Below are 23,374 nucleotides of genomic sequence, written 5' to 3' on the forward strand. Positions count from 1 at the left end.
TAGCGGAGAAAAACGAGGCAAGCCCAAAAAAGCGGCCAGTTCCGCCCCTGTTACTCCTCTGCATACTGGGGCTGGGGGCAATGTACAGCACCCAGGTGATAGCCTGCTACCCGTATAATGACTGGCTGAACAAGCAACAAACCGTCAGTTTTGGCGATGTGATTATTCAACGAGACACGCCTTTAGGCACCGTGCTCGCCAGTAAGTTGGTGACCATCAATAATTCATATGAAACTATAGCGAATGATTGTGTAGGGTCATTCGTATCACTCAACTACACCAATGGCTGGAGTCCGATCAATGGCATTGCCGCCACCAATGTTGCGGGTATCGGAGTCCGGGTTACTTTTCGGCAAACGCCGTCCCTCACTGACTATGTATATATCGCCAACCAAAGAGGTAACCCTAATATTAAGGGTTCTTGGTACATGGAGCAGGCCGTTTGGCTGGTTGAATTAATTAAAACCGGGCCAGTATCATCCGGTGATTTAGCCACCGGAACCTGGGCGAGCGTGAGCGTAATCCCCACCGTCGAGGCCCCCTGGGTTACCACCAACCTGGTAGCAACAGGAACCAATAATATCACCGCCATCGCTTGCAGCCTCAGCAGCACCAGCATCAACGTCCCGCTGGGCGACGTTCTTGACATCAAATTCACCGGTATCGGTACCACCGTCGGCGACAAAGGCTTTGATGTCGGCCTGACCTGCGATAAAGAGGCCAAAATCAACGTCGCCCTGGCCGGTACCCAGAACACCGAAACCAGCGAAACCAGCGTGCTGGCCCTGACCAACACCGGGCAGACCGGCACCGCCAGCGGCCTGGGCGTACAGCTGCTGTACGGCGGCACTCCACTGAAAATCAATAACAACATCCTGCTGAAAACCTCCCCCGGCGGTCAGGAAACCTTGCCGTTCACCGCCCGCTATTACCAGACCAAGACGTCGGTGACGCCCGGCAAGGCCAACAGCAGCGCCACCCTGAATATTACCTATCAGTAATGATGCGTTTATCGCATGAACCCCAATCCAAGGAGAGGAAAATGTACAAAATCAGCAGTAACGCCCTGTTCTGGCTGGGATTGACCGGCCTGTTTATCTCCCCGCTGACACAGGCCGATTCAGTGGCGGTGAATATCAGCGGCAACGTCGTTGCCAGCTCCTGTACCGTTAAAGGCAGTAACCCACTCAACGTGGTGTTACCGGACATTGATATGCTCAAGTTATCAAAAAATGGGGACAGCAGCCCCTTTGTGAATTTTGATCTGGAGCTGGAAGGTTGCTCGGCCGGTATCGCCAAGGTCACTGCCAGCTATGGCGGTACAGCTTCCCCCCTGTCGCCAAACAGTTTTGCCAATACCGGCACCGCCACGCAGGTGGTCCTTTACATGCTGGATGGCACAGATATCGAGATTAAACCCAACGCCACCCGGCAAGTGGCCGTCGACAGCCTGACCCACACTGCCAAATTTTCCCAAAAGGTGCAGATTTACGCAAAAGGCGCGGCAACGCCCGGTACTGTCAGCGGCAATATCATCGTGTCCTTCACCTACCAATGATCCCGTTTCAAGGAGCTATCAGGATGAAAACCTGCATTATCGCGCTGGCTGTTTTCAGCGTCGTCTGGGGGCAACCGGTGTGGGCCGCCGCGGTGACCATCAGCGGCAGAGTCACCGCCACGCCCTGCACGGTGGATGCCAGCTTTAATCAGTCTCTGGAATTGGGCAAGCTGCAACGGCGGGATCTACAGCAGGCCGGAACCGGCGGCCCCTGGAAGGCCTTCAGCCTGACGCTGAGCAGTTGCCCGCCCAGCACCAGCAAGGTCACCCTGATCTTCACCGGCACGCCGGCCCCCGATGACAGCAAAGCCTATGCCAGCAGCGGCACCGCCACCGGCGTGGCATTGCAGCTGAGCAATGCCGACAGCAGCCTGATGCTGGCCAATAACGCCAGCCTGTCAGTGGACATCGATAAGGCACGCAAAGCGGAGTTTCCCCTGACCGCGCGCATCTACAGCCCCAAGGGCCTGAGCGGCAGCGGTACCTTCGTCAGCGTGGTGCAAGTCAATCTGAGTTATCAGTGATCCGCTCGTCAAAACTCGGCAGGGCTGCAGAAAGTGGCATAAAAAAACGGCTCCCTGTTATGGCAGCCGTTCTGTTATTGCAGATTAAAAAGCGGGTTAGCGGATCTGGTTTCGTTGATCAGATCGGGCAGCCGCCCAGTTTCTCTTCTTCGCTCAGCGTATCTAGCTTAAGGATATTCAGCATGCTGTTGGCGATTTCTCGTTCGCCCATTACCACCTGATTCGCGCCGCGATCGGAGATATACGACACCTCGTCATCGTAGTGCGCACGGGCGATAATCTCGATGTTCGGCCGCTTGGTGCGTGCCGAAGCCACGATCTCACCGGCCTCGTAACCATTGGGGATGGTCAGCAGCAACCAGCGGGCGCAGTCGAGTCGCGCCAGATCCATGACTTCAGGATTGGCGGCGTTGCCCAGCACCGTTTTGATGCCTTGTTCGCGTAGGGCTTCCACCCGCGGGCGGGAGTTTTCGATCACCACCAGCGGAATGCCGGCCTCGGCCAGTTTGGCCCCCAGCAGGCTGCCGACGCGGCCATAACCGACCACCAGCGCGTGGTTGCACATATCGACCGGGATCTGCTTCTCTTCTTCGACTGCCTCTTCCATTATCTGGTCTTCCATGGTTTCGGTTTTGGCCAGATAACGCTCGAGCAGGGTGAACAGCAGCGGATTCAACATAATCGACAAGATGGCCCCGGCCAGCACCAGATTGCGGCCGTGCTCCGACATCATGCCCAGCGTGATCCCAAGGCCGGCCAGAATGAAGGCGAACTCGCCGATCTGCGCCAGGCTGGCGGAAATGGTCAAGGCGGTGCGTTTCGAGTGACCGAACATTTTCACCAGCAGGAAGGCCGCTGCCGATTTGCCGAACACGATAATCGCCAGCGTCGCCAGCACCGCCAACGGCTCGTTGATCAGGATCATCGGATCAAACAGCATGCCGACCGACACAAAGAACAGCACGGCAAAGGCATCGCGCAGCGGCAAGGTGTCGTGGGCGGCGCGATGGCTCAGCTCCGACTCATTTAGTACCATGCCGGCGAAGAATGCCCCGAGAGCAAAGGAAACGTCGAACAGCTTCACCGCGCCATAGGCAATACCGAGCGCCAAGGCCAATACCGCCAGGGTAAACAGCTCGCGCGAGCCGGTGCTGGCCGTTTTCGCCAGGATCCACGGCACCAGGCGGCGGCCAACCACAATCATCAGCGCGATAAAGGCGATGACTTTACCAATGGTCATCGCCAGCTCAATCAGCAGCTGGCTGCTGCTGGCGTTGTCATTGCCCATCATGTTGCCGAATGCCGGCAGCAGCACCAGCGTCAGCACCATCGCCAGATCTTCTACGATCAGCCAGCCGATGGCGATTTGCCCGCGCTGACTGTCGATCAGTTGCCGTTCTTCCAGTGCCCGCAGCAGCACCACGGTACTGGCGGTGGACAGACAGAGCCCGAACACCAGACCGGAAATCAAATCCCAGCCGAGCAGCTTCGACAGCCCCATGCCAAGCAGGGTGGCGACGGCAATCTGCGCCACGGCGCCGGGAATGGCGATATGTTTTACTGCGAGGAGGTCTTTAAGAGAGAAATGGAGGCCAACACCGAACATCAACAGGATCACGCCGATTTCCGCCAGTTCCGGAGCCAACGAGGTGTCGGCAACAAAACCTGGGGTAAAAGGGCCGGCCAGCACGCCTGCGGCAAGGTACCCCACCAGCGGTGAGATGCGCAGGCGATTAGCCAGCATACCGAGGAGGAAGGCGAGTACTAACCCTCCGACAATGGTGGTGATTAGCGGTGTTGAATTATGCATCCAGACTCCTTCTAGCTATGCATGGCAGCAGAGGGGAAACGCAACAAAGTTACGAAAAGATACATTTAGTTTATTGCATTTGTTCGCGTCTTGCTTAGCTAAATTGGGCTTTTGTGAGAAAAAGCAGAGGATTCCGCTTTGGGTAGGGCAGTAAGGGGATTTAACACTAAATAAGTCAAATAACGTGGGTTTATGCGGAAGATAACCCGACTGAGCGCGATGTTTCAGCCGGGTTCCAGCGGGGTTACTGCGAGTTATGGTCCATATTAGGCAGTAATGCGGTGATAATGCCGATCAGTGGCAAGAAAGCACAGATTTGGTAGACCAATTCGATACTGGTCAAATCTGCGACATAACCAAGAACGGCTGCGCCTAATCCCCCCATACCAAAAGCAAAACCGAAGAATAAGCCGGAAACCATGCCCACTTTCCCCGGGATCAGCTCCTGAGCGTAAACCAGAATGGCCGAAAACGCCGAGGCGAGAATTACCCCTATAATGACGGTCAAAATGCCGGTCCAGTAGAGAGATGCGTAGGGTAAAGCAAGCGTAAATGGGGCTGCACCAAGAATAGAGCCCCAAATAACATACTTACGCCCTATCTTGTCGCCAAGAGGCCCGCCAATAATGGTTCCTGCGGCCACGGCGAACAGGAAGGCGAACAGGTGAAGCTGCGCATTCTGTACCGAAACGCCGAACTTATGTATCAAATAAAAGGTGTAATAGCTGCTGATGCTGGCCAGATAGAAGTATTTGGAGAAAATCAGCACCAGCAGGATGCCCAGAGCATAGATAACGGTACGTTTTGGCAGCGGTTTCACCGTAGAGGCGGCTTTTGGCTGACCTTTTGTTGCCCGGTGCTGTTGTTGATACCACTTGCTGACTTGCAGCAGCACCACGATAGCCAGCAGCGCGGCCAGCGAGAACCAGGCCACGTTGCCCTTGCCGTAAGGCGCAATAATCAGCGCCGCCAGCAGTGGCCCGAGCGAGCTGCCAAAGTTGCCGCCGACCTGGAACAACGACTGCGCCAGGCCGTGTCGGCCACCGGAGGCCATGCGCGCGACGCGGGAGGATTCCGGGTGGAACACCGAAGAGCCGGTCCCGACCAGCGCCGCCGCCAGCAGCACCAGCGGGAAGGTATTGGCTACGGACAGCAGCAGCAGCCCACACAGGGTAAAGCCCATGCCGATCGGCAGCGAATAGGGCTGCGGGTGTTTATCCGTATAGTGACCAATGATCGGCTGTAATAAGGATGCCGTTAGCTGATAGGTCAGCGTAATCATGCCGATCTGCACGAAGCTGAGGCTGAAGTCAGCCTGCAGGATCGGGTAAATCGCCAGGATCAGCGATTGAATCATGTCGTTGAGCAGGTGAGAGACGCTGATGGCACCAAGGATCGAGAATGCAGTCCCTTTAACCGCGCTGCCTTTGGCCGGTGGCAGGGCAGTATCGCTACGGTCGGTCATTTTATTATTAGCCTGGTAAGTTTTAGAGGACAGAGCAGACATCTTAGCAAGTTGTTCGTTTTTTGCCATATCCGACATAATTTGACGCACATCGCAAAAATTTGAAATCAAAGGCGTTTGTTTCGCGCTACAATTTCGACCACCTCAAAAAAGCCGTTAATGATCATATGGAGTTCCGCCATGCGCTTTTCGTTAAAAACCACCGCATGCGCACTGGCCGTATCCCTGACTTTCCTGTCGGGAGCCGCCAGCGCCTGGGAAAAGGATAAGACCTACGACATCACCATTTTGCACACCAACGATCACCACGGCCATTTCTGGCAGAACGATCACGGCGAATATGGCTTGGGTGCGCAGAAAACACTGGTGGACAGCATCCGTCAGGAAGTTGCGGCGCAGGGCGGCAGCCTGCTGCTGCTGTCGGGCGGGGACATCAATACCGGCGTGCCGGAATCCGATCTGCAAGATGCCGAGCCGGATTTTCGCGGCATGAATCTGGTGGGTTACGACGCGATGGCGATCGGCAACCATGAATTCGACAACCCGCTCAGCGTGTTGCGTCAGCAAGAAAAATGGGCCACTTTCCCGCTGCTGTCGGCCAATATCTATCAGAAAAGCACCCAGCAGCGTCTGTTCAAGCCCTATGCCTTATTTGACAAGCAGGGGATCAAAATTGCGGTGATCGGCCTGACCACCGATGACACGGCCAAGATTGGCAACCCGGAATATTTTACCGATATCGAATTCCGTATCCCGGCTCAGGAAGCCAAACAGGTGGTGGAGCAATTGCGTAAGGACGAAAAGCCGGACGTGATTATCGCCGCGACGCACATGGGCCATTACGATGACGGCAACCACGGCTCTAACGCGCCTGGCGACGTAGAAATGGCGCGCAGCCTGCCTGCCGGCTATCTGGACATGATCGTCGGCGGCCATTCGCAGGATCCGGTCTGCATGGCCGGCGAGAACCACAAGCAGGTGGATTATGTGCCGGGCACGCCGTGCTCGCCGGATCGTCAGAACGGGACCTGGATCGTGCAGGCGCACGAGTGGGGCAAGTACGTGGGCCGCGCCGATTTCCAGTTCCGCAACGGTGAACTGAAGCTGGTGCATTATCAACTGATCCCGATCAATCTGAAGAAGAAGGTGGAGAAAGCCGACGGCACCAGCGAGCGCGTGTATTACACCCAGCAGATCGCGGAAGATCCTTCGATGATGAAGCTGCTGACGCCGTTCCAGGAAAAGGGCAAGGCGCAGCTGGACGTGAAAATTGGCAGCGTCAACGGCAAGCTGGAAGGCGATCGCAGCAAGGTGCGCTTTGTTCAAACCAACCTGGCGCGCGTGTTGCTGGCGGCGCAGATGGAGCGTGCCGAGGCCGACTTTGCGGTGATGAGCGGTGGCGGGGTGCGCGACTCGATTGAAGGCGGCGACATCACTTACAAGAACGTGCTCAAAGTGCAGCCGTTCGGCAATACGCTGGTCTACGTCGAGATGAAAGGCAGCGAGGTGGAAAAATATCTGGCGGTGGTGGCTAACATGAAGGTGGATTCCGGGGCCTATGCGCAGTTTGCCAACGTCAGCCTAACGGCGGACGGTCAGGGCGTCAGCAATGTCAAAATCAACGGTGAGCCGTTGCAGGCGGATAAAACCTACCGCATGGCGACGCTGAACTTCAACGCATTGGGTGGTGACGGCTATCCGAAGTTGGATACCCTGCCAAGCTACGTCAATACCGGCTTTATCGATGCCGAAGTCTTGAAGCAATACATCGAGAAGCATTCACCGCTGGACGCGGCGGCCTATGAGCCGAAAGGCGAGATCGTTTATCAGTAGGCGGTAATTGGGGGGCCGCACGGCTCCCCGATTTTTAGTCGCGCTTGCCGATATCGGCGAAGCTGCCGGCCAACAGCCGACAAAGATCTTCCGCCGCCAGTTCGATATCCAGCCCGCGCTTGCCGCCGGAGACGTAAATCGTCGCGAACTGCTGCGCCGGGCTGTCGATCACCGTTGGCAGGCGCTTTTTTTGCCCCAGCGGGCTGATGCCGCCCACTAGATAACCGGTTACGCGCTGCGCCAGCAGTGGATCGGCCATCTCTGCCTTTTTCGCCCCCAGCGCGCGGGCAACCTTTTTCAGATCCAACTGAGTGGCTACCGGTGTGACCGCCACCGCCAGATGTTTGGCGTCGCCGTTCAGCGCCACCAGCAGCGTTTTATAGACGCGGTCGGCATCCAGTCCGAGTTTTTTCACCGCTTCATCGCCAAAGTTGGTTTCAGCGCTGTCGTGATGATAAGGGTGAAGGGTAAAGGCGACTTTTTGTTTCTCAAGCAGGATCACTGCGGGCGTCATGTGTTTTCCTATTTCCCGTTGAGCGGGAGGTTGCAACCGGATGCAACAAAATTACAAAAATATAACGGTAACAGCAACCTGAGTGACAGTCGCGTAAAGCGGGTTGCCAAGTTGTTCACTGGGTTGCTACCCTGTCCGCTGTAACCGTTAACAGGGTTACAATGCGTATAACTAAAATACAAGAAATTCCTCTTTGACTGGCCAGTAGCGATATTGGCCACTTTTTTATTGTGCCTGCAACATCGCCGGCAGATTATCCTCGCCGTACAGATGCAGCGCACCGACCGCCACCACATAATTCCCTGCCGGTAATGCCTCCAGCTTTTGTTGCCAGTCGCGGTTGCGCCGGTGCATCAGTACGTCGTACAGATCGGCGCTGAAAGTGGCGGGCAGAGTTTCCAGCATGCCGCTGGGTTTCGCGTCCAGCCACCAGCTCACCATGGTTTGCAGCAGTCGTGCATTGGTGTGCCAATGCTCTAATGTATCGCGCAGCAGCGCCATGCCCCCTTCCGGCAACTGCTCCAGCATGCTCATCTGCTGTTCGGCACCTTCCAGCTCGATCACTTTCTTATGCTGAACTCTGGCCGCCTGCAACAACTGATAATCCACGCCGTATTCGGCCCGTAGCCCCAGTCGCTGGGCCTGGTGTGCCTGCATCATCAAGGCTATCTGCCAGCCGGGCAGGGTGGAAAAGCTTGCGGCCTCGGTCCCCAGCTCCTGGCACAGCGTCAGCAATTGCTGAAACTCTGACTCGGAGAGCCGCTGCTCAAGTTCCGGCTGCTGCTCGATATGATCAAAGGGCGACGCGGAGCCGGTGATGTCGGCTTCAACAATCAAAGCATCCGCCTGCTTCAACCGTGCCGCCAGTTTGGCCGGCAGCGGCGACATATCCACCGTGCCCATGTGGATGCTGCCCACCAGATGGAGCTGACGATCGCCGGGCAGCAGAATATCCAGCGCCGGGTAGGCGTAGGTCATCGGGGAAATCAGGCCGAGAAAGGCGGCGATACGGCGTAGCAGTTGACCCATACAACGTGGCTCCTGAATAACGTGTTCACCTGTTCGGTAAGGTGAGGGGCGTAACCTTTCCCCATGCTAAACGCTATCCGGTGGACAAGAAAGCCTGAACAGTGAAGGAATTATCCCAAAGGAAACGAGGCGCATGTTTTGCGCCCCTGGGCATTCAGCGTTTGGGTTTAAAACGCAGCAGCCGGTTGGCGTTACTGACCACGGTAATGGAGGACAGCGCCATCGCAGCGCCCGCTACCACTGGGCTGAGCAAGGTGCCGGTCAACGGATACAGCACCCCGGCGGCAATAGGAATGCCCAGCGTGTTGTAAACAAAGGCCCCCAGCAGGTTCTGCTTCATATTGCGCAGCGTGGCTTTCGACAGCTCCAGCGCGTCGGCGACGCCGTTCAGGCTATGGCGCATCAGGGTGATCGCGGCGGTTTCGATAGCGATATCGCTGCCTCCCCCCATCGCGATGCCGACATCGGCCTGCGCCAGCGCCGGGGCGTCGTTGATCCCGTCGCCAACCATGGCTACACGGTGCCCCTGTGCCTGCAGCTGTTTGATCGCCTCGGCCTTGCCCTCCGGCAGCACGCCGGCAATCACCCGGTCGATACCGGCCTCTTTGGCAATGGCGTTGGCGGTCACCGGGTTATCGCCGGTTAACATCACCAGTTGATAGCCCTGACGATGCAAACGCTGTAGCGCCTCAATGCTGTCGCCACGCAGCGGATCGCGGATAGCGAACAGCGCGGCGGCTTTACCGTCGACGGCCAGCAACACCGGGGTAATGCCACGTTCTGCCTGTTGCTGCATCTGTGCGTCTAACTCTGCGGTGGCCACCTGATGCTGTTGCAGCAGGGCGGCATTGCCCAGCAAGAGCTTCACGCCGTCCACTTCGCCGCTGACGCCGGCGCCGCGCAGGGTACGGAACTGCTCCACCTGCGGCAGAACTTGTCCGTCTGCGTGATCAACGATGGCACGGGCCAGCGGGTGGCTGGCACCCTGTTCCAGTGCGGCAGCCCAGCGCAGCGCCTGTTGCTCGTTCACCTGGCCAAAGGTGAGGATCTCCACCACCCGCGGCTGGCCTTCGGTCAGGGTGCCGGTTTTATCAAACACCAGGGTGTCCAACTGGCTTGCCTGCTGCAGGGCATCGGCATCACGCACCAGCACGCCAAACTCGGCGGCGCGACCGACGCCGGAGATGATCGACATCGGCGTTGCCAAACCCAGCGCGCAAGGGCAGGCGATGATCAGGACCGTCGTCGCGATAACCAGTGTGTAAACCAGCTGCGGCTGCGGGCCGAAGAAATACCAGATTGCGGCGCTGAACAGGGCGATGGCCACTACCGTCGGAACGAACACCGCAGAAATACGGTCCGCCAACTTGCCGATCTCGGGCTTGCTGCTCTGCGCCTGACGCACCAGCTTGATGATCCGCGCCAGCGTGGTTTTGCTGCCGATAGCACCTGCACGGAACAGCACGCTGCCGTCGTCCACTACCGTACCGGCATGCAAGGTATCGCCAATGCCTTTCTGTTGCGGCACCGCTTCGCCGGTCAGCATCGCTTCATCGAGCCAAACTTCGCCCTGAACTATCTCGCCGTCTACCGGAATGCGATCGCCGGTCGTCAGCCGCAGCGTCATACCGAGCTGCACCTGCGCCAACGGAATGTTTTTCTCACCCTCGTCGGTCACCAGCCGCGCCGTCGGCGGCGTCAGATCCAACAGCCGCTCCAGCGCCTGCGATGAACGCTGGCGAGCGCGTTGTTCCAGCGCATGGCCAAGGTTAATCAGACCGATGATCATTGCGCTGGCTTCGTAGTACAGATGCCGCGCTGCCATCGGGAAGAAATCCGGCCACAGGTTGACGCTGATCGAATACAGCCAGGCGGCACCGGTGCCCAACGCGACCAAGGTGTCCATGGTGGCACTGCCGTTCATCAGCGCGCGCCAGGCGTTACGGTAAAAATGCCCGCCGGCGAACACCATGACGGCCAGCGTGATCAGGCCAACCAGCAGCCACGGACGCTGGGTTTCCGGCGTTAGCGACATGCTGCCGCCGAACAGACCCCAGGCCATCAGCGGAATGCCCAGCGCCAGGCCCAGCGCGGCCTGCCAGCGGAAACGCTTCATATTGGCTTGGGCGGTCTGCTGTTGGCGCTCGCGGCGTTCGGTTTCGTCCTGGATCATTTCCGCGCCGTAACCGGCTTTTTCGACCGCGGCGACCAGCGCTTGTGGATCGGCGCTCCCGGTGATCAACGCGCTGCGCTCTGCCAGATTGACGCGCGCCTGTTCGACACCGGTTACGCTTTGCAGCGCGTTTTGTACTTTACTGACGCAGCTGGCGCAGCTCATGCCACTGAGCAAAAGCTGAACGCTGTCATCATCCTCGTCGTGATTGGCTGCCGGAAGGGAAGGTGCGGCCGTTGCCTGGGTTTCCGGCAATACAGGGACTGATTCAGTCAACGGCTCAGTTTTTGGGGCGTTGGCGGCTCCGGCAAGGCTGGCGTGATAACCCGCTTCTTCTACCGCAGCGATCAATGCCTCGGGAGCGGCGTCGCCGTAAACCTTGGCACTGTCAATGCTGACGTCGGCGGCCATCACCCCTGGCACCGCTTCCAGCGCTTTGCGGGTGCTGGCGGCACAGTGCATGCAGCTCAGGCCGTTCAATTGCAGCTCGGTGTCCGCCTGTTGCGCCACGGCGGCATGATAGCCGGCAGCGATCACGCTGTCGATCAATGCCTGGCTCGGCGCCTCGCCTGTGACCTTGGCATAGTGGACGTTGACCTCTGCCTGTTCGACATCGCTGCGGCTTTCCAGGGCTTTTTTCACCCGTTGCGCGCAGTTCATGCAGGTTAGCCCCTGCAACACCAGCACGGTGGTATGTGACATGATTCGGTTCCTCGCTCAAGTGCGGTGCTTAAAGGTTGACCGCTTGGCCTGTTTTCACTAAGAATGAAGTCTAAACCTTCCAGCAAGGTGAAGGTCAAGGGGGATAAATGAATATCAGCGACGTGGCGAAAAAAACCGGTTTAACCAGCAAGGCAATCCGCTTTTATGAAGAGAAAGGGCTGGTGACCGCGCCGATCCGCACCGATAACGGTTATCGCAGCTACAGCCCAAAGCACATTGAGGAACTGACGCTGCTGCGCCAGGCGCGACAGGTGGGGTTTAACCTGGACGAATGCGGCGAACTGGTGGCGTTGTTCAACGATCCGGCCCGTCACAGCGCCGATGTAAAAGCGCGCACGTTGCAAAAGGTGGCGGACATTGAAAAGCACATCGCCGAATTGGGTGAAATGCGCCAGCGTTTACTGGCGCTGGCGGATCAGTGCCCGGGCGATGACGGGGCAGAGTGCCCAATCATCAATAACCTGGCCGGATGTTGCCACGACCATTAACGGATAACGGCGCGGATCACCAGCGTTATGCCTTCGACGGCGATCACTTCCACCTCGGTGCCCACCGCCAGATCTTCACTGGCCTGGGCGCGCCAACTGCTGTCGCCGATGTTAATGCGCCCCATGCCGTTGTGCATCGGTTCCGTCAGCGTGGCGCGGGTGCCAATCAGCTGGCGGTTGCGCTGGTTCAGCACCTGCGAACCGCTGGAAGCCGCCGCCGGACGTTGACGCAGCCAGTACCACCACAGGTAGGCCACCACCACGGTCAGCACGGCAAAAATCACCCCCTGCCATTCCCAGGCCAATTGCGGCAACAGCCAGACGATTGCGCCGACCACCACCGCCGAGACGCCGCTCCACAACAGGTAACCGCTGGCGCCGAGCATTTCCGCCGCCAGCAGCAGCCCGCCAAGGGAGAGCCAGAACCAGTGCGGGTTTGCTGCAATTTGTTCGAGCATGATTACTTGCCTTTGCTGTCTTTCAACAGCTCGGTAATGCCACCAATGGAACCGAGCAGGCTGCTGGCGTCCAGCGGCATCATGATGACTTTGCTGTTGTTGGCGGAGCCGATTTTTTGCAGCGCATCGGTGTATTTCTGCGCCACAAAGTAGTTCACCGCCTGGATATTGCCGCTGGCGATAGCATCGGAAACCAGCTGAGTTGCACGGGCTTCGGCTTCAGCGGCACGTTCGCGCGCTTCCGCCTGCAGGAACGCCGACTGACGTTCGCCTTCCGCCTTGAGGATTTGCGACTGTTTTTCCCCTTCGGCTCGCAGGATAGCGGCCTGACGCACGCCTTCGGCCTCAAGAATATCCGCACGCTTGGTTCGTTCGGCCTTCATCTGGGCGTTCATTGCCGAGATCAGCTCTGCCGGTGGACGTACATCGCGGATCTCGATACGGGTGATTTTGATGCCCCAGGGATTGGTGGCTTCGTCGACGATGTGCAGCAGGCGGCTGTTGATGCTATCACGCTGCGAGAGGATTTCGTCCAGCTCCATCGAGCCGAGCACGGTACGGAAGTTGGTCATGGTCAGGTTGACGATGGCCAGCTCAAGATTACTCACTTCATAAGCGGCGCGCGCCGGATCCACCACCTGAATAAAGCAGACGGCATCGATGGCCACATTGGCGTTATCGCGCGAGATGATCTCCTGTGAAGGAATATCCAGCACCTGTTCCATCATATTGATTTTTCTGCCGATACGGTCCATGAAGGGCACCACCAGGTTTAAACCCGGCATCAGCGTTTTGGTGTAGCGGCCGAAGCGTTCCACCGTCCATTGGAACCCTTGCGGAACAATTTTGACGCCGGCAAAAACGATGATTAGCGCGACGACAATCACAATGGGAATTAGGGTAAACATGGCAAACCTCCTGTCAGACATATGTAAACAGATATTACGCCAGCTACAGTGCAAAGACTAATAAATCAGGCTCGCCGACCCCTTAACATTCCAAATTGGCATGTTTCCAATAATTTTAATTCATTTCATGACGTTATCTGTCTTGGCTACAGTAAACAGCATCGTCATTTTTCACTTCAAATATTTGTCATTTATATTTGCGACTATGCTTTTTGAAATGACATCTTGCGCCAAGGATTGTTATGGACTCAATCAGTGTTGATGAACTCGCCCCGAAAAAAGATCGTTGGTATCGCATTGTGGAAGAATTGTTGTCCGCAGCCGATGTGGCCATCAACGGTAACCGTGCCTGCGATATCAAGGTGCATAACCCGGCGTTGTTTAAACGCATTTTGCAGGAAGGATCGCTCGGGTTCGGCGAAAGCTATATGGACGGCTGGTGGGACTGCGAGCGACTGGATACTTTATTTACCCGCATTCTGCAGGCGGGCGTTGATGAACGCTTGCCCAAAAATCTGAGCGACATTGCGCGTATCGCCTATGCCCGGCTGTTTAACCGTCAGTCGCGCAAACGCGCCTGGCAGGTTGGTAAAGAGCATTACGATATCGGCAACGATCTGTTCCGTGCGATGCTCGATCCTTATATGCAATATTCCTGCGGTTATTGGAAAGAGGCCGAAACGCTGGAGCAGGCGCAGTTGGCCAAGCTGAAAATGATCTGCGAGAAGCTGCAGCTGAAACCGGGCATGTCGCTGTTGGATATTGGCTGCGGCTGGGGCGGGTTGGCGCAGTATGCGGCGCAAAACTACGGGGTATCGGTGTACGGCGTAACGATTTCCGCCGAGCAGCAAAAGCTGGCGCAGGAACGTTGCCAGGGTTTGGACGTGGAGATCCAGCTGCAGGATTACCGCGACCTTGACCGTCAGTTTGATCGCATTGTCTCCGTAGGCATGTTCGAACACGTGGGGCCGAAGAACTACGACACTTATTTCCGCGTGGCGGCACGCAATCTTAAACCCGAGGGGCTGTTCCTGCTGCACACCATTGGCGCCAACCAAACCAATCTTCACGTCGACGCCTGGATAGACAAATACATCTTCCCCAATGGCTGCCTGCCTTCGGTACGCCATATTTCCGAAGCCAGCGAAGGGCGTTTTGTGATGGAGGATTGGCACAATATCGGCGCCGATTACGATCGCACGCTGATGGCCTGGTATGAGAATTTCAAACGGGCATGGCCGTTGCTGGCTGAGGGGTATTCCGAGCGGTTCGAGCGGATGTTTACCTATTATCTGAATGCCTGCGCTGGTGCATTCCGTTCACGAGAGATTCAACTCTGGCAGGTGTTGTTAAGCCCGAAAGGGGTTGAAGGCGGAGTGCGGGTGTACCGCTAAGAAGTGAAGGGGGCGCAGCAGTGAATGAACTGCGCCCTCAAATATCAGTACAGCAGTGAATGAACTGCGCCCTCAAATATCAGTACAGCAGTGAATAGAGCTGACGACGGTACTTGGCTGCTAACGCGTCGCCGGTGCCCAGCGCGGCCAGAATATCCATCAGCGTCTTGCGCGCGTTGCCGTTGGCGGCGGCGAGATCTTTCTTCAGATGCCCCATCAGCAGTTCCAGCGCTTCTTCATTACGCCCCACCTGATGCAGTTGCAGCGCCAGTTGCACGGCTAAATCGACGTTCTCCGGCTGCTGCTCCACCTGCTGTTGCAACTGTTGAATTTCCGGCGTGTCGGCGGCCTGTTTCAGCAGTTCAATCTGCGCCACCAGACCCTGATAGCGGGTATCCCGATCCTGCAACGGAATGGTCGCCAGCACGGTTTCGGCGTCTTCGGTGCGGTTCAGCTCGATCTGGGTTTCTGCCAGCGTCAGGCCGATATCGCTGCGTTGCTGGCTGGCTTGCCAGGCGTCTTTCAGCAGCGGCAGCGCTTCTGCGGCCTTGCCTTCGCCCAGCAATTCGGTCGCCTGCGCCAGCTTCAGATCTTCTTCTTTCGGCAGGAAACGTTGCAGGAACTCGCGGATCATCTCTTCCGGCTGCGGGCCCTGGAATCCGTCGACCGGCTGACCGTCTTTGAACAGGTACACCGTCGGCAGCGAGCGCAAGCCAAACTGGGCGGCGATGGCCTGTTCGGCGTCGCAATCCACTTTTGCCAGCACGAACTGACCGGCATATTCCGCCGCCAGCTTGTCCAGTATCGGGGTGAGTTGCAGACAGTGTTGGCTGCGATCCGACCAGAAGTAGAACACCACCGGCATGGACATTGACTGTTCCAGCGTCTGGTGCAGGTTAGTTTCGTTAATATCAACAACAGCTTGAGCTAGCATGTAATTTTCTCTCTGATCTTGCGGAGCCATTGGCTTTTAGATGGGGGCGGTGCGGCATTCTTCAACCCCGTCGGCCAAATTAACCGTTGCTGCGTAACAGCCAGTCCAGGCAGCGGCCAGGCAGGATGCGGCGCAATACGCTGAGCGCGTGCGCCAGCAGGGTCACCGGGTAGCGCAGTTTGGCCCTTGGGCTTTCCAGCGCGTGGCGTAATTTGGGTAAAATGGCTTCCGGCGGCAGCGTCAGGCGCTTGGCGATACCGGGGTTATGCACCGGTTTATCGCTCTGCGCCTGATTGACGTTCTGGGTAAAGTGAGTGGAGATGGGGCCGGGCTCAATCAGGCTGACCTGAATACCGGTGCCGTGCAGCTCCATACGCAGGGCATCGGACCAGGCTTCCAGCGCAAATTTGCTGGCGGCATAGGCCCCCCGGCTGGCGCTGGAAACCAGTCCCATCACCGAACTGGTCTGAATAATGCGCCCTTCGCCGTGCGGCAGCATCGCCGGTAGCAGCAATTGGGTGAGCTGATGGGTACCAAACAGGTTGGTGGCGAATTGGCGTTCCAACTGCTGGCGCGAAATACTGCTCAGCGGCCCGTAAACACCAAAGCCGCCGTTGTTGAACAGGCCGTACAGTCGGCCGCCGGTCAGTTCGATCACCTGTGCCGCGGCACGTTCGACGCTGGCGCTGTCGTCCAGATCCAGCTCAATGCCTTCCAGCCCAAGCTGGCGCATGTTTTCCACGTCCTGCGGCTTGCGGCAGGCAGCCAGTACCCGGTAACCACGGTTGCGCAGATCCTGCGCCGCAATCAATCCAATTCCGCTGGAACAGCCGGTTATCAACACTGCTTTTTGCATAACTTTACCTAGTGTACAACCCTATTTAGTTAGACTCATGTTTTACTAGAGGTTCCAGGCGTTCCGCCATCCAGGTGGCGATAAACGGCTGGGCATCCTTATTGGGATGCAATCCGTCATCCTGCATCCATTCCGCTTTGATCACCACCTGTTCCATGTAGAACGGCAGCAGCGGAATGTTGAATTGCTTGGCAAGCTGAGGGTAAATCGCGCTAAAGGCTTCGGTATAACGGCGGCCATAGTTGGGGGGAATACGGATCTGCATCAGCAGTGGCTGAGCACCGGCCTGCTGCACCAGGGTGATGATTTGGCTGAGATCGCGCTGCAGATCCTGCGCCGGGAAACCGCGCAGGCCGTCGTTGGCACCCAATTCAATCAGTACCCAGCGCGGCTGGTGTTGTTTTAGCAATTCGGGCAGACGCGCCAGCCCCTGTGCGGCGGTGTCGCCGCTGATGCTGGCGTTGACCAGTTGCGGATCACCCGGTTTTTTCTGCCATTGGTCGGCCAGCAGCGTTGGCCAGGCCTGCGCCACCGGCAAACGGTAACCGGCGCTTAAACTGTCGCCTAAAATCAATAAGGTATCGGCGGCGACAGCGCGTAAACTGAATAATCCCAACAGCAAAAGGAAGGGAAGATGCCAGCGGAAAACGTTCTTGAAGTTCATCATCTTAGTAAACACGTTGGTCAGGGTGAGCATCAGCTCTCCATCCTTACCGGAGTCGAGCTGGTTGTCAAACCCGCACAGACAATTGCTCTGATCGGCGAATCCGGCTCGGGCAAGTCAACGCTGCTGGGGATCCTCGCCGGGCTGGACGACGGCAGTGAAGGGGAGGTGCATTTGCTGGGCGAATCACTGACCGCGCTGGATGAAGAGGGCCGTGCCGCGCTGCGTGCCAAAAATGTCGGCTTTGTGTTTCAGTCATTTATGCTGGTGCCGACGCTCAATGCGCTGGAAAACGTGCAATTGCCGGCGCTGCTGCGGGGCGAAAGCGACCGCCAAAGCCGGGATCAGGCGGTGCAGTTGCTGGAACAGCTTGGGCTGGGCAAACGGCTTGGCCACTTGCCGGCGCAGCTTTCCGGTGGCGAACAGCAGCGGGTGGCGCTGGCGCGGGCGTTCAGTGGCCGACCACGGGTGCTGTTTGCCGACGAGCCGACCGGAAACCTCGATCGTCAGACTGGCGAGCGCATCGCCGATTTGCTGTTCTCGCTCAACCGCGATTTCTCCACCACTTTAATTCTGGTCACCCATGACGAAACCCTGGCGGCGCGCTGCCAGCGGCGGCTGCGCCTGCGTGAAGGCAAGCTGTGGGAGGAAGCATGATCTGGCGCTGGTTTTGGCGCGAGTGGCGCTCACCGTCGCTGCTGATCGTCTGGCTGGCGCTGACGCTGTCGATGGCCTGCGTGCTGGCATTGGGCAGCATAAGCGATCGCATGGACAAAGGCCTGAGCCAGCAGAGCCGTGATTTTATCGCCGGTGACCGTGTGCTGCGCAGCGCACGACCGGTGCCGGAAGGCTGGCTGCTGGATGCGCAGCAACAGGGGTTGAAAGTCAGCCGTCAGCTGTCGTTCACGACCATGACCTACGCCGGGGATCGGCCGCAGCTGGCAGACGTCAAGGCCACCGATTTGGCCTATCCGCTGTACGGCAAGCTGGAGACCCGCCCCGCCAATGTCAAACTGACGCCGGGCAGCGTTTTGGTTGCTCCGCGCTTATTGGCGCTGCTGAACGTGAAGGTGGGGGATACGCTGGATGTCGGCGATACCCAACTGCGTATTGTCGGGGAAATCATTCAGGAGCCGGATTCCGGCTTTAACCCGTTCCAGACTGCGCCGCGTATCATGATCAATCTGGCGGATGTGGATAAAACCGGGGCTGTGCAGCCGGGCAGCCGCTTAACCTACCGTTATATGTTCGCTGGGGCTGCGGAGAATATTCAGCGTTACGAAGATCGCCTGATGCCGCAGCTCGGTCCCGATCAGCGCTGGTTTGGGCTGCAGGAGTCCGGCAGCGCGTTGGGTAAATCGCTGCAACGTTCGCAGCAGTTCCTGTTGTTGTCGGCGCTGCTGACCCTGCTGCTGTCGATTGCCGCCGTGGCGGTGGCTATGAGCCACTATTGCCGTAGCCGTTACGACCTGATTGCGGTGCTGAAAACCCTGGGTGCCGGCCGCAGCGCATTGCGCAAGTTGATCGTCGGCCAGTGGCTGGCGGTGATCCTGCTGGCTGCGGTATGCGGTGGGATTATTGGGCTGGGGTTTGAAGCGGTGTTGATCCGGCTGCTGGCACCGGTGCTGCCGGGGGAACTGCCTGCTGCCGGTAGCTGGCCGTGGCTGTGGGCGATCGGTGCGCTGCTGCTGATTTCGCTGCTGGTGGGGTTGCGGCCCTACCGGCAGTTATTGGCGACTCAGCCGTTGCGGGTACTGCGCCGCGACGTGGTGGCTAATGTCTGGCCGCTGCGTTACTTTCTGCCGGTGACGGCGGTGATTGTGGTGGCGTTACTGACGGCGCTGATGGGGGCCAGCACGCTGCTGTGGTCGATCCTGGCCGGCATTCTGGTGCTGGCGCTGTTGTTGGGCGCCATCGGCTGGGGCAGCCTGCTGCTGTTGCGGCGCATTCGGCTTAAAAACCTGGCGCTGCGGCTGGCGGTGAATCGCCTGTTGCATCAGCCCTGGGTCACGGTCAGCCAACTGGCGGCCTTTTCGTTGTCGTTTATGCTGCTGGCGTTATTGCTGGTGCTGCGTGGCGATCTGCTTGATCGCTGGCAGCAGCAACTGCCGCCGGACAGCCCGAACTACTTCCTGTTGAACCTGACCGAAGCGCAGGTGCCGCAGGTGAAAACCTTCCTGCAACAGCATCAGATCGCGCCGGAGACTTATTACCCGATTGTCCGCGTACGTTTGACCGAGATTAATCAGCAGGTGGCGACCGAGCGGGTGCATGAGGACGATCCGGGGGGCGAAGCGGTGAATCGCGAGCTGAACCTGACCTGGCTGGCGGATTTGCCGGCGCACAATCCTTTGCTGGCGGGCAGTTGGCCGCCGAAGACCGGCGAAGTGTCGATGGATCAGGGCATCGCCGGGCGGCTCAAAATCAAACTGGGCGACACGCTGACCTTCAGCGGCGATACCCAGTCGTTCAGCGCCAGGGTCACCAGCCTGCGGCAGGTGGATTGGGAAAGTTTGAAACCGAACTTTTACTTCATCTTCCCGCCGGGTGCGCTGGACGGTCAGCCGCAAACCTGGCTCACCAGTTTCCGCTATGACGGAGACGGCCAGATGCTGACCCAGCTTAATCGGCAGTTCCCGACGCTCAGCCTGCTGGATATAGGCTCGATCCTCAAACAGGTGGGCGGCGTGTTGCAGCAGGTCAGCCGCGCTCTGGAGGTGATGGTGGTGCTGGTGGTGGTCTGCGGTGGCTTGTTGCTGATGGCCCAGGTGCAGGTGGGTATGCGTCAACGGCGTCAGGAGCTGGTGGTGTATCGCACGTTGGGGGCCGGCAAGCGCCTGTTGCGCAGTACGCTGTGGTGCGAGTTTGCCCTGCTGGGGCTGGTGGCGGGCATCGCCGCTGCGGTGGGTGCGGAAGCGGCGCTGTGGTTGCTGCAAAGCCAGGTGTTTGACTTCCCATGGGCACCAACGCCGGTTCTCTGGTGGGCGTTGCCGTTACTCAGTGCGCTGCTGCTGTCGCTGTGCGGCGGTTGGCTGGGCGTGCGTTTGCTGCGTGGCCAGGCGTTGTTCCGCGGCTACGACGGCTAACCCGCCGTGATTTATCGACCGGCCCCGGTGACCCTGGGCCGGTCGAATTTGCCATCTGCCCAAAGCTGTTCCTCGCTAAAATGCCTGCATTCACTCCCGGTTCCTCTTTGTCGGCATTATCATCTTTTGGCTGTTATGGTGTGAAATCGGTTACATGTTGTCTCTGGCTTACTCAAGCCGATGGTGGGCATTATGGTAAAATGATGTTAACAGCATGACTCTTCTAAACCGATTATGATTGAAATTATCTTTTTAAATCATACTATTTAATTGTAATTGGGGTTTTGGTACTGATTTTATACAGATACACAAATAATGTAATCGTTTCCACTAATGTGATCGCACTCACTTCTCTCTGACGAATTGCCTCTTATCATACTGGCAACTTAAGCACGTTATCGTTTGGAGGCTGTATGAGTACTACCGTCAAAGTGTCGGCGGCTGAGAAAAGCCAGAGCAATGCAGGGATGACTTTTTTCGTCTGTTTTTTGGCCGCACTGGCTGGGCTGCTGTTTGGTCTGGATATCGGTGTCATTGCAGGTGCTCTGCCGTTTATCACCGATTCGTTTAACATCACCAGCTCTCAGCAGGAGTGGGTGGTCAGCTCAATGATGTTTGGGGCTGCGGTCGGTGCCGTGGGCAGTGGCTGGATGAACTTCCGTATCGGGCGCAAATACAGCCTGATGATAGGCGCAGTGCTGTTCGTCGTGGGCTCGCTGTGTTCGGCCGCGGCACCCAATGTGGAAATCTTGCTGATTTCTCGCGTGCTGCTTGGGCTGGCGGTGGGGGTGGCTTCTTATACCGCACCGATTTACCTGTCTGAAATCGCCCCGGAAAAAATTCGTGGCAGCATGATCTCGATGTATCAGTTGATGATTACCATCGGGATCCTGGCGGCCTACCTGTCTGATACCGCATTCAGTTACACCGGTGCCTGGCGCTGGATGTTGGGCGTGATCACCATTCCTGCGGTATTGCTGTTGATCGGCGTGTTCTTCTTGCCGGACAGTCCACGCTGGCTGGCTTCGCGCAATCGCCATGAGCAGGCGCGCCAGGTATTGGAAAAACTGCGTGACAGCAGCGCCCAGGCACAACACGAACTGAATGAAATTCGCGAAAGCCTCAAGCTGAAACAAAGCGGTTGGGCGTTGTTTAAAGACAACAAAAACTTCCGCCGCGCGGTGTTCCTCGGCGTGCTGCTGCAGGTGATGCAACAGTTCACCGGGATGAACGTCATCATGTATTACGCGCCGAAGATTTTTGGCCTGGCGGGCTTTGCCAGCACCGCACAACAGATGTGGGGGACGGTGATTGTCGGCCTGGTGAACGTGCTGGCCACCTTTATCGCCATCGGGCTGGTTGACCGCTGGGGACGCAAACCGACGCTGACGCTGGGCTTTATCGTCATGGCGGCGGGCATGGGCGCGCTGGGAACGATGATGAATGTGGGGATGACCTCGCCGGCCGAGCAATACTTTGCCATCATCATGTTGCTGATGTTTATTGTCGGTTTCGCCATGAGCGCCGGTCCGCTGATTTGGGTGCTGTGTTCAGAGATCCAACCGCTGAAAGGCCGCGATTTTGGTATTACCTGTTCGACTGCCACCAACTGGATCGCCAACATGATCGTTGGGGCGACGTTCCTGACCATGCTGAATTCGCTGGGCAGCGCGCACACCTTCTGGGTCTATGCGGCGCTTAACCTGGTGTTTATCTTCATCACGCTGGCGCTGATCCCGGAAACCAAGAATATTTCGCTGGAGCATATCGAACGCAATCTGATGGCGGGTAAACCGTTACGTAAAATTGGCTCGCGCTAGTCGGCAGGCAGCGCGTACATCCGTTTATGCATCGGCTTTGATGGCAGATGCGGCTTACAGGGGGAAATTATGGCGATTCTGGTGACGGGCGGTGCCGGATATATTGGTTCGCACACCGTATTGGCGCTGCTGGAACGGGGTGAAGACGTGGTGGTGCTGGACAATTTGATCAATGCGTCCGAAGAATCCTTGCGCCGTGTGGCGCAGCTGACGGGCAAAGCCGCCAGATTCTATCAGGGAGATATACGGGACGCCGGCTGCCTGCAACGGATCTTTGAGGCGCATAAGATTGCTTCGGTGATCCATTTTGCCGGCCTGAAGGCGGTAGGGGAGTCAACCCAAAAACCCCTGGAGTACTATCAGAACAATGTGACGGGGACGCTGGTATTGCTGGAGGCGATGCGTCAGGCAGGCGTTCATCAGTTTATTTTCAGTTCCTCCGCCACGGTGTACGGCGAACATGCCCCGGTGCCTTATCGCGAGGATATGCCGATCGGCGGCACCACCAGCCCTTACGGCACCTCCAAGTGGATGGTGGAGCAGATCCTGCAGGATTTTGCCAAGGCCGAACCGGCATTTTCCATTATTGCACTGCGCTACTTCAATCCGGTGGGCGCCCATGAGTCGGGCTTGATTGGCGAAGATCCCAGCGGTATTCCCAATAACCTGTTGCCTTACATCGCGCAGGTTGCCATTGGCCAACGGAAAAGCTTGAGCGTGTTCGGCGGCGATTACCCGACGAAAGACGGTACTGGCGTACGTGATTACATCCACGTGATGGATGTGGCGCAGGGCCACCTGGCGGCGATGGATCATCTCAGGCAGATCGCCGGTTTTAAAGCTTATAATCTGGGATCTGGAGTGGGGTATTCGGTGTTGGAAATGGTGCAGGCGTTTGAAAAAGCCTCGGGCGTCACTATTCCCTATCAGATTTTACCGCGTCGTGCGGGCGATTTGCCGGCCTTCTGGGCCGATGCCGGGTTGGCGAAACAGGAACTGGGCTGGCAGGTGCAGCGCGGGCTTGACGTGATGATGCGCGATACCTGGAACTGGCAAAGCAAAAATCCGCAGGGTTATCGCCAATAGTTTTTTCATCGGTAATAAAAAAAGGGTTCAGCTCATCGAGTTGAACCCTTT

Annotated in this window: 20 protein-coding genes; 10 read left to right on the forward strand and 10 right to left on the reverse strand. The window is 57.6% G+C overall.

Translation table 11 applies throughout. The features are described 5' to 3' along the window. Positions 1-80: 80 nt before the first annotated feature. The 3 genes from ACGS9J_RS06210 to ACGS9J_RS06220 are packed head-to-tail and all read left to right on the forward strand — an operon-like array spanning position 81 to position 2,082. Positions 81-1,001, forward strand: a complete 921-nt coding sequence (locus ACGS9J_RS06210; RefSeq protein ID WP_442230132.1) for a fimbrial protein — start codon at positions 81-83, stop codon at positions 999-1,001. A gap of 41 nt (positions 1,002-1,042) precedes the next feature. Beyond that, positions 1,043-1,558, forward strand: a complete 516-nt coding sequence (locus tag ACGS9J_RS06215; RefSeq protein WP_442230133.1) for a fimbrial protein — start codon at positions 1,043-1,045, stop codon at positions 1,556-1,558. A 23-nt stretch (positions 1,559-1,581) separates the two neighbouring features. Beyond that, positions 1,582-2,082 carry a fimbrial protein gene (locus ACGS9J_RS06220; protein ID WP_442230134.1) on the forward strand — a complete coding sequence of 167 codons (501 nt, stop codon included), beginning with the start codon at positions 1,582-1,584 and terminating at the stop codon, positions 2,080-2,082. Between the two features lie 118 nt (positions 2,083-2,200). Here the strand turns inward: ACGS9J_RS06220 and ybaL are convergent, their stop codons facing one another. Continuing rightward, on the reverse strand, positions 2,201-3,892 hold the full coding sequence (ybaL, locus tag ACGS9J_RS06225) for a YbaL family putative K(+) efflux transporter (RefSeq protein WP_442230135.1): 1,692 nt from the start codon (positions 3,890-3,892) through the stop codon (positions 2,201-2,203). 244 nt (positions 3,893-4,136) lie between these two features. Next, positions 4,137-5,357, reverse strand: a complete 1,221-nt coding sequence (locus ACGS9J_RS06230) for an MFS transporter (protein ID WP_442230136.1) — start codon at positions 5,355-5,357, stop codon at positions 4,137-4,139. Positions 5,358-5,537: 180 nt separating this feature from the next. On the opposite strand from ACGS9J_RS06230, the gene ushA reads away from it, so the two are divergent. Continuing rightward, complete coding sequence (gene ushA / locus ACGS9J_RS06235) at positions 5,538-7,190, forward strand: bifunctional UDP-sugar hydrolase/5'-nucleotidase UshA (RefSeq protein WP_442230137.1); 1,653 nt, start codon at positions 5,538-5,540, stop codon at positions 7,188-7,190. Between the two features lie 34 nt (positions 7,191-7,224). Here ushA and ybaK read toward each other — a convergent pair whose 3' ends face one another. From ybaK to copA, 3 genes are all read right to left on the reverse strand, one after another. Continuing rightward, positions 7,225-7,704 carry a Cys-tRNA(Pro)/Cys-tRNA(Cys) deacylase YbaK gene (gene ybaK / locus ACGS9J_RS06240; protein ID WP_442230138.1) on the reverse strand — a complete coding sequence of 160 codons (480 nt, stop codon included), beginning with the start codon at positions 7,702-7,704 and terminating at the stop codon, positions 7,225-7,227. Positions 7,705-7,929: 225 nt separating this feature from the next. Then, on the reverse strand, positions 7,930-8,733 hold the full coding sequence (locus ACGS9J_RS06245; protein WP_442230139.1) for a TraB/GumN family protein: 804 nt from the start codon (positions 8,731-8,733) through the stop codon (positions 7,930-7,932). 154 nt (positions 8,734-8,887) lie between these two features. Then, complete coding sequence (copA, locus tag ACGS9J_RS06250; RefSeq protein WP_442230140.1) at positions 8,888-11,608, reverse strand: copper-exporting P-type ATPase CopA; 2,721 nt, start codon at positions 11,606-11,608, stop codon at positions 8,888-8,890. Between the two features lie 107 nt (positions 11,609-11,715). Between copA and cueR the strand changes: the two genes are divergently transcribed. Continuing rightward, positions 11,716-12,117 (forward strand): Cu(I)-responsive transcriptional regulator, encoded by a 402-nt coding sequence (cueR, locus tag ACGS9J_RS06255; RefSeq protein ID WP_442230141.1) that lies wholly within the window; start codon positions 11,716-11,718, stop codon positions 12,115-12,117. Here cueR and ACGS9J_RS06260 read toward each other — a convergent pair. Beyond that, positions 12,114-12,575, reverse strand: a complete 462-nt coding sequence (locus ACGS9J_RS06260) for an NfeD family protein (RefSeq protein ID WP_128864436.1) — start codon at positions 12,573-12,575, stop codon at positions 12,114-12,116. The genes cueR and ACGS9J_RS06260 overlap by 4 nt on opposite strands. Before the next feature lie 2 nt (positions 12,576-12,577). Further along, positions 12,578-13,483, reverse strand: coding sequence for an SPFH domain-containing protein (locus ACGS9J_RS06265; RefSeq protein WP_442230142.1), 906 nt, complete (start codon positions 13,481-13,483; stop codon positions 12,578-12,580). Between the two features lie 242 nt (positions 13,484-13,725). Between ACGS9J_RS06265 and cfa the strand changes: the two genes are divergently transcribed. Next, positions 13,726-14,877 (forward strand): cyclopropane fatty acyl phospholipid synthase, encoded by a 1,152-nt coding sequence (cfa, locus tag ACGS9J_RS06270; RefSeq protein WP_442230143.1) that lies wholly within the window; start codon positions 13,726-13,728, stop codon positions 14,875-14,877. 79 nt (positions 14,878-14,956) lie between these two features. On the opposite strand, the gene ACGS9J_RS06275 is transcribed toward cfa, so the two are convergent. From ACGS9J_RS06275 to tesA, 3 genes are all read right to left on the reverse strand, one after another. Then, a complete protein-coding gene (locus ACGS9J_RS06275) occupies positions 14,957-15,811 on the reverse strand; it encodes a co-chaperone YbbN (protein WP_442230144.1) in 855 nt (284 codons plus the stop codon). Between the two features lie 79 nt (positions 15,812-15,890). After that, positions 15,891-16,667, reverse strand: a complete 777-nt coding sequence (locus tag ACGS9J_RS06280) for an SDR family oxidoreductase (protein ID WP_442230145.1) — start codon at positions 16,665-16,667, stop codon at positions 15,891-15,893. 25 nt (positions 16,668-16,692) lie between these two features. Then, positions 16,693-17,331 carry a multifunctional acyl-CoA thioesterase I/protease I/lysophospholipase L1 gene (gene tesA, locus ACGS9J_RS06285; RefSeq protein WP_442230310.1) on the reverse strand — a complete coding sequence of 213 codons (639 nt, stop codon included), beginning with the start codon at positions 17,329-17,331 and terminating at the stop codon, positions 16,693-16,695. Here tesA and ybbA point away from each other — a divergent pair. The 4 genes from ybbA (at position 17,302) to galE (ending at position 23,323) form a co-directional block, all read left to right on the forward strand. Further along, positions 17,302-17,988: a putative ABC transporter ATP-binding protein YbbA gene (gene ybbA, locus ACGS9J_RS06290; RefSeq protein WP_442230146.1), complete on the forward strand. Its 687-nt coding sequence runs from the start codon at positions 17,302-17,304 to the stop codon at positions 17,986-17,988. The two genes, tesA and ybbA, sit on opposite strands and share 30 nt — an antisense overlap. Beyond that, positions 17,985-20,417, forward strand: coding sequence for a putative ABC transporter permease subunit YbbP (gene ybbP / locus ACGS9J_RS06295; RefSeq protein ID WP_442230147.1), 2,433 nt, complete (start codon positions 17,985-17,987; stop codon positions 20,415-20,417). The genes ybbA and ybbP overlap by 4 nt, the downstream gene beginning before the upstream one ends. A gap of 413 nt (positions 20,418-20,830) precedes the next feature. Continuing rightward, positions 20,831-22,237 (forward strand): sugar porter family MFS transporter, encoded by a 1,407-nt coding sequence (locus tag ACGS9J_RS06300; RefSeq protein WP_442230148.1) that lies wholly within the window; start codon positions 20,831-20,833, stop codon positions 22,235-22,237. A 69-nt stretch (positions 22,238-22,306) separates the two neighbouring features. Next, positions 22,307-23,323, forward strand: a complete 1,017-nt coding sequence (galE, locus tag ACGS9J_RS06305; RefSeq protein WP_442230149.1) for a UDP-glucose 4-epimerase GalE — start codon at positions 22,307-22,309, stop codon at positions 23,321-23,323. Positions 23,324-23,374: the final 51 nt, after the last annotated feature.

Origin of the sequence: Serratia quinivorans, from assembly GCF_052113645.1 — a bacterium.
GTDB classification, from domain to species: domain Bacteria; phylum Pseudomonadota; class Gammaproteobacteria; order Enterobacterales; family Enterobacteriaceae; genus Serratia; species Serratia quinivorans_B.

Excerpts from the sequence above, each read along its gene's own strand:
- ACGS9J_RS06260 (WP_128864436.1), bottom strand. The coding sequence starts at position 12,575 with ATGCTCGAACAAATTGCAGCAAACCCGCACTGGTTCTGGCTCTCCCTT.
- tesA (WP_442230310.1), bottom strand. The coding sequence starts at position 17,331 with ATGAACTTCAAGAACGTTTTCCGCTGGCATCTTCCCTTCCTTTTGCTG.
- copA (WP_442230140.1), bottom strand. The coding sequence starts at position 11,608 with ATGTCACATACCACCGTGCTGGTGTTGCAGGGGCTAACCTGCATGAAC.
- ACGS9J_RS06230 (WP_442230136.1), bottom strand. The coding sequence starts at position 5,357 with ATGACCGACCGTAGCGATACTGCCCTGCCACCGGCCAAAGGCAGCGCG.
- ACGS9J_RS06280 (WP_442230145.1), bottom strand. The coding sequence starts at position 16,667 with ATGCAAAAAGCAGTGTTGATAACCGGCTGTTCCAGCGGAATTGGATTG.
- ACGS9J_RS06220 (WP_442230134.1), top strand. The coding sequence starts at position 1,582 with ATGAAAACCTGCATTATCGCGCTGGCTGTTTTCAGCGTCGTCTGGGGG.
- ybaL (WP_442230135.1), bottom strand. The coding sequence starts at position 3,892 with ATGCATAATTCAACACCGCTAATCACCACCATTGTCGGAGGGTTAGTA.
- cueR (WP_442230141.1), top strand. The coding sequence starts at position 11,716 with ATGAATATCAGCGACGTGGCGAAAAAAACCGGTTTAACCAGCAAGGCA.
- ACGS9J_RS06215 (WP_442230133.1), top strand. The coding sequence starts at position 1,043 with ATGTACAAAATCAGCAGTAACGCCCTGTTCTGGCTGGGATTGACCGGC.
- ybbP (WP_442230147.1), top strand. The coding sequence starts at position 17,985 with ATGATCTGGCGCTGGTTTTGGCGCGAGTGGCGCTCACCGTCGCTGCTG.
- cfa (WP_442230143.1), top strand. The coding sequence starts at position 13,726 with ATGGACTCAATCAGTGTTGATGAACTCGCCCCGAAAAAAGATCGTTGG.
- ACGS9J_RS06300 (WP_442230148.1), top strand. The coding sequence starts at position 20,831 with ATGAGTACTACCGTCAAAGTGTCGGCGGCTGAGAAAAGCCAGAGCAAT.
- ACGS9J_RS06245 (WP_442230139.1), bottom strand. The coding sequence starts at position 8,733 with ATGGGTCAACTGCTACGCCGTATCGCCGCCTTTCTCGGCCTGATTTCC.
- ybbA (WP_442230146.1), top strand. The coding sequence starts at position 17,302 with ATGCCAGCGGAAAACGTTCTTGAAGTTCATCATCTTAGTAAACACGTT.
- ACGS9J_RS06265 (WP_442230142.1), bottom strand. The coding sequence starts at position 13,483 with ATGTTTACCCTAATTCCCATTGTGATTGTCGTCGCGCTAATCATCGTT.
- ybaK (WP_442230138.1), bottom strand. The coding sequence starts at position 7,704 with ATGACGCCCGCAGTGATCCTGCTTGAGAAACAAAAAGTCGCCTTTACC.
- ACGS9J_RS06275 (WP_442230144.1), bottom strand. The coding sequence starts at position 15,811 with ATGCTAGCTCAAGCTGTTGTTGATATTAACGAAACTAACCTGCACCAG.
- ushA (WP_442230137.1), top strand. The coding sequence starts at position 5,538 with ATGCGCTTTTCGTTAAAAACCACCGCATGCGCACTGGCCGTATCCCTG.
- ACGS9J_RS06210 (WP_442230132.1), top strand. The coding sequence starts at position 81 with ATGTACAGCACCCAGGTGATAGCCTGCTACCCGTATAATGACTGGCTG.
- galE (WP_442230149.1), top strand. The coding sequence starts at position 22,307 with ATGGCGATTCTGGTGACGGGCGGTGCCGGATATATTGGTTCGCACACC.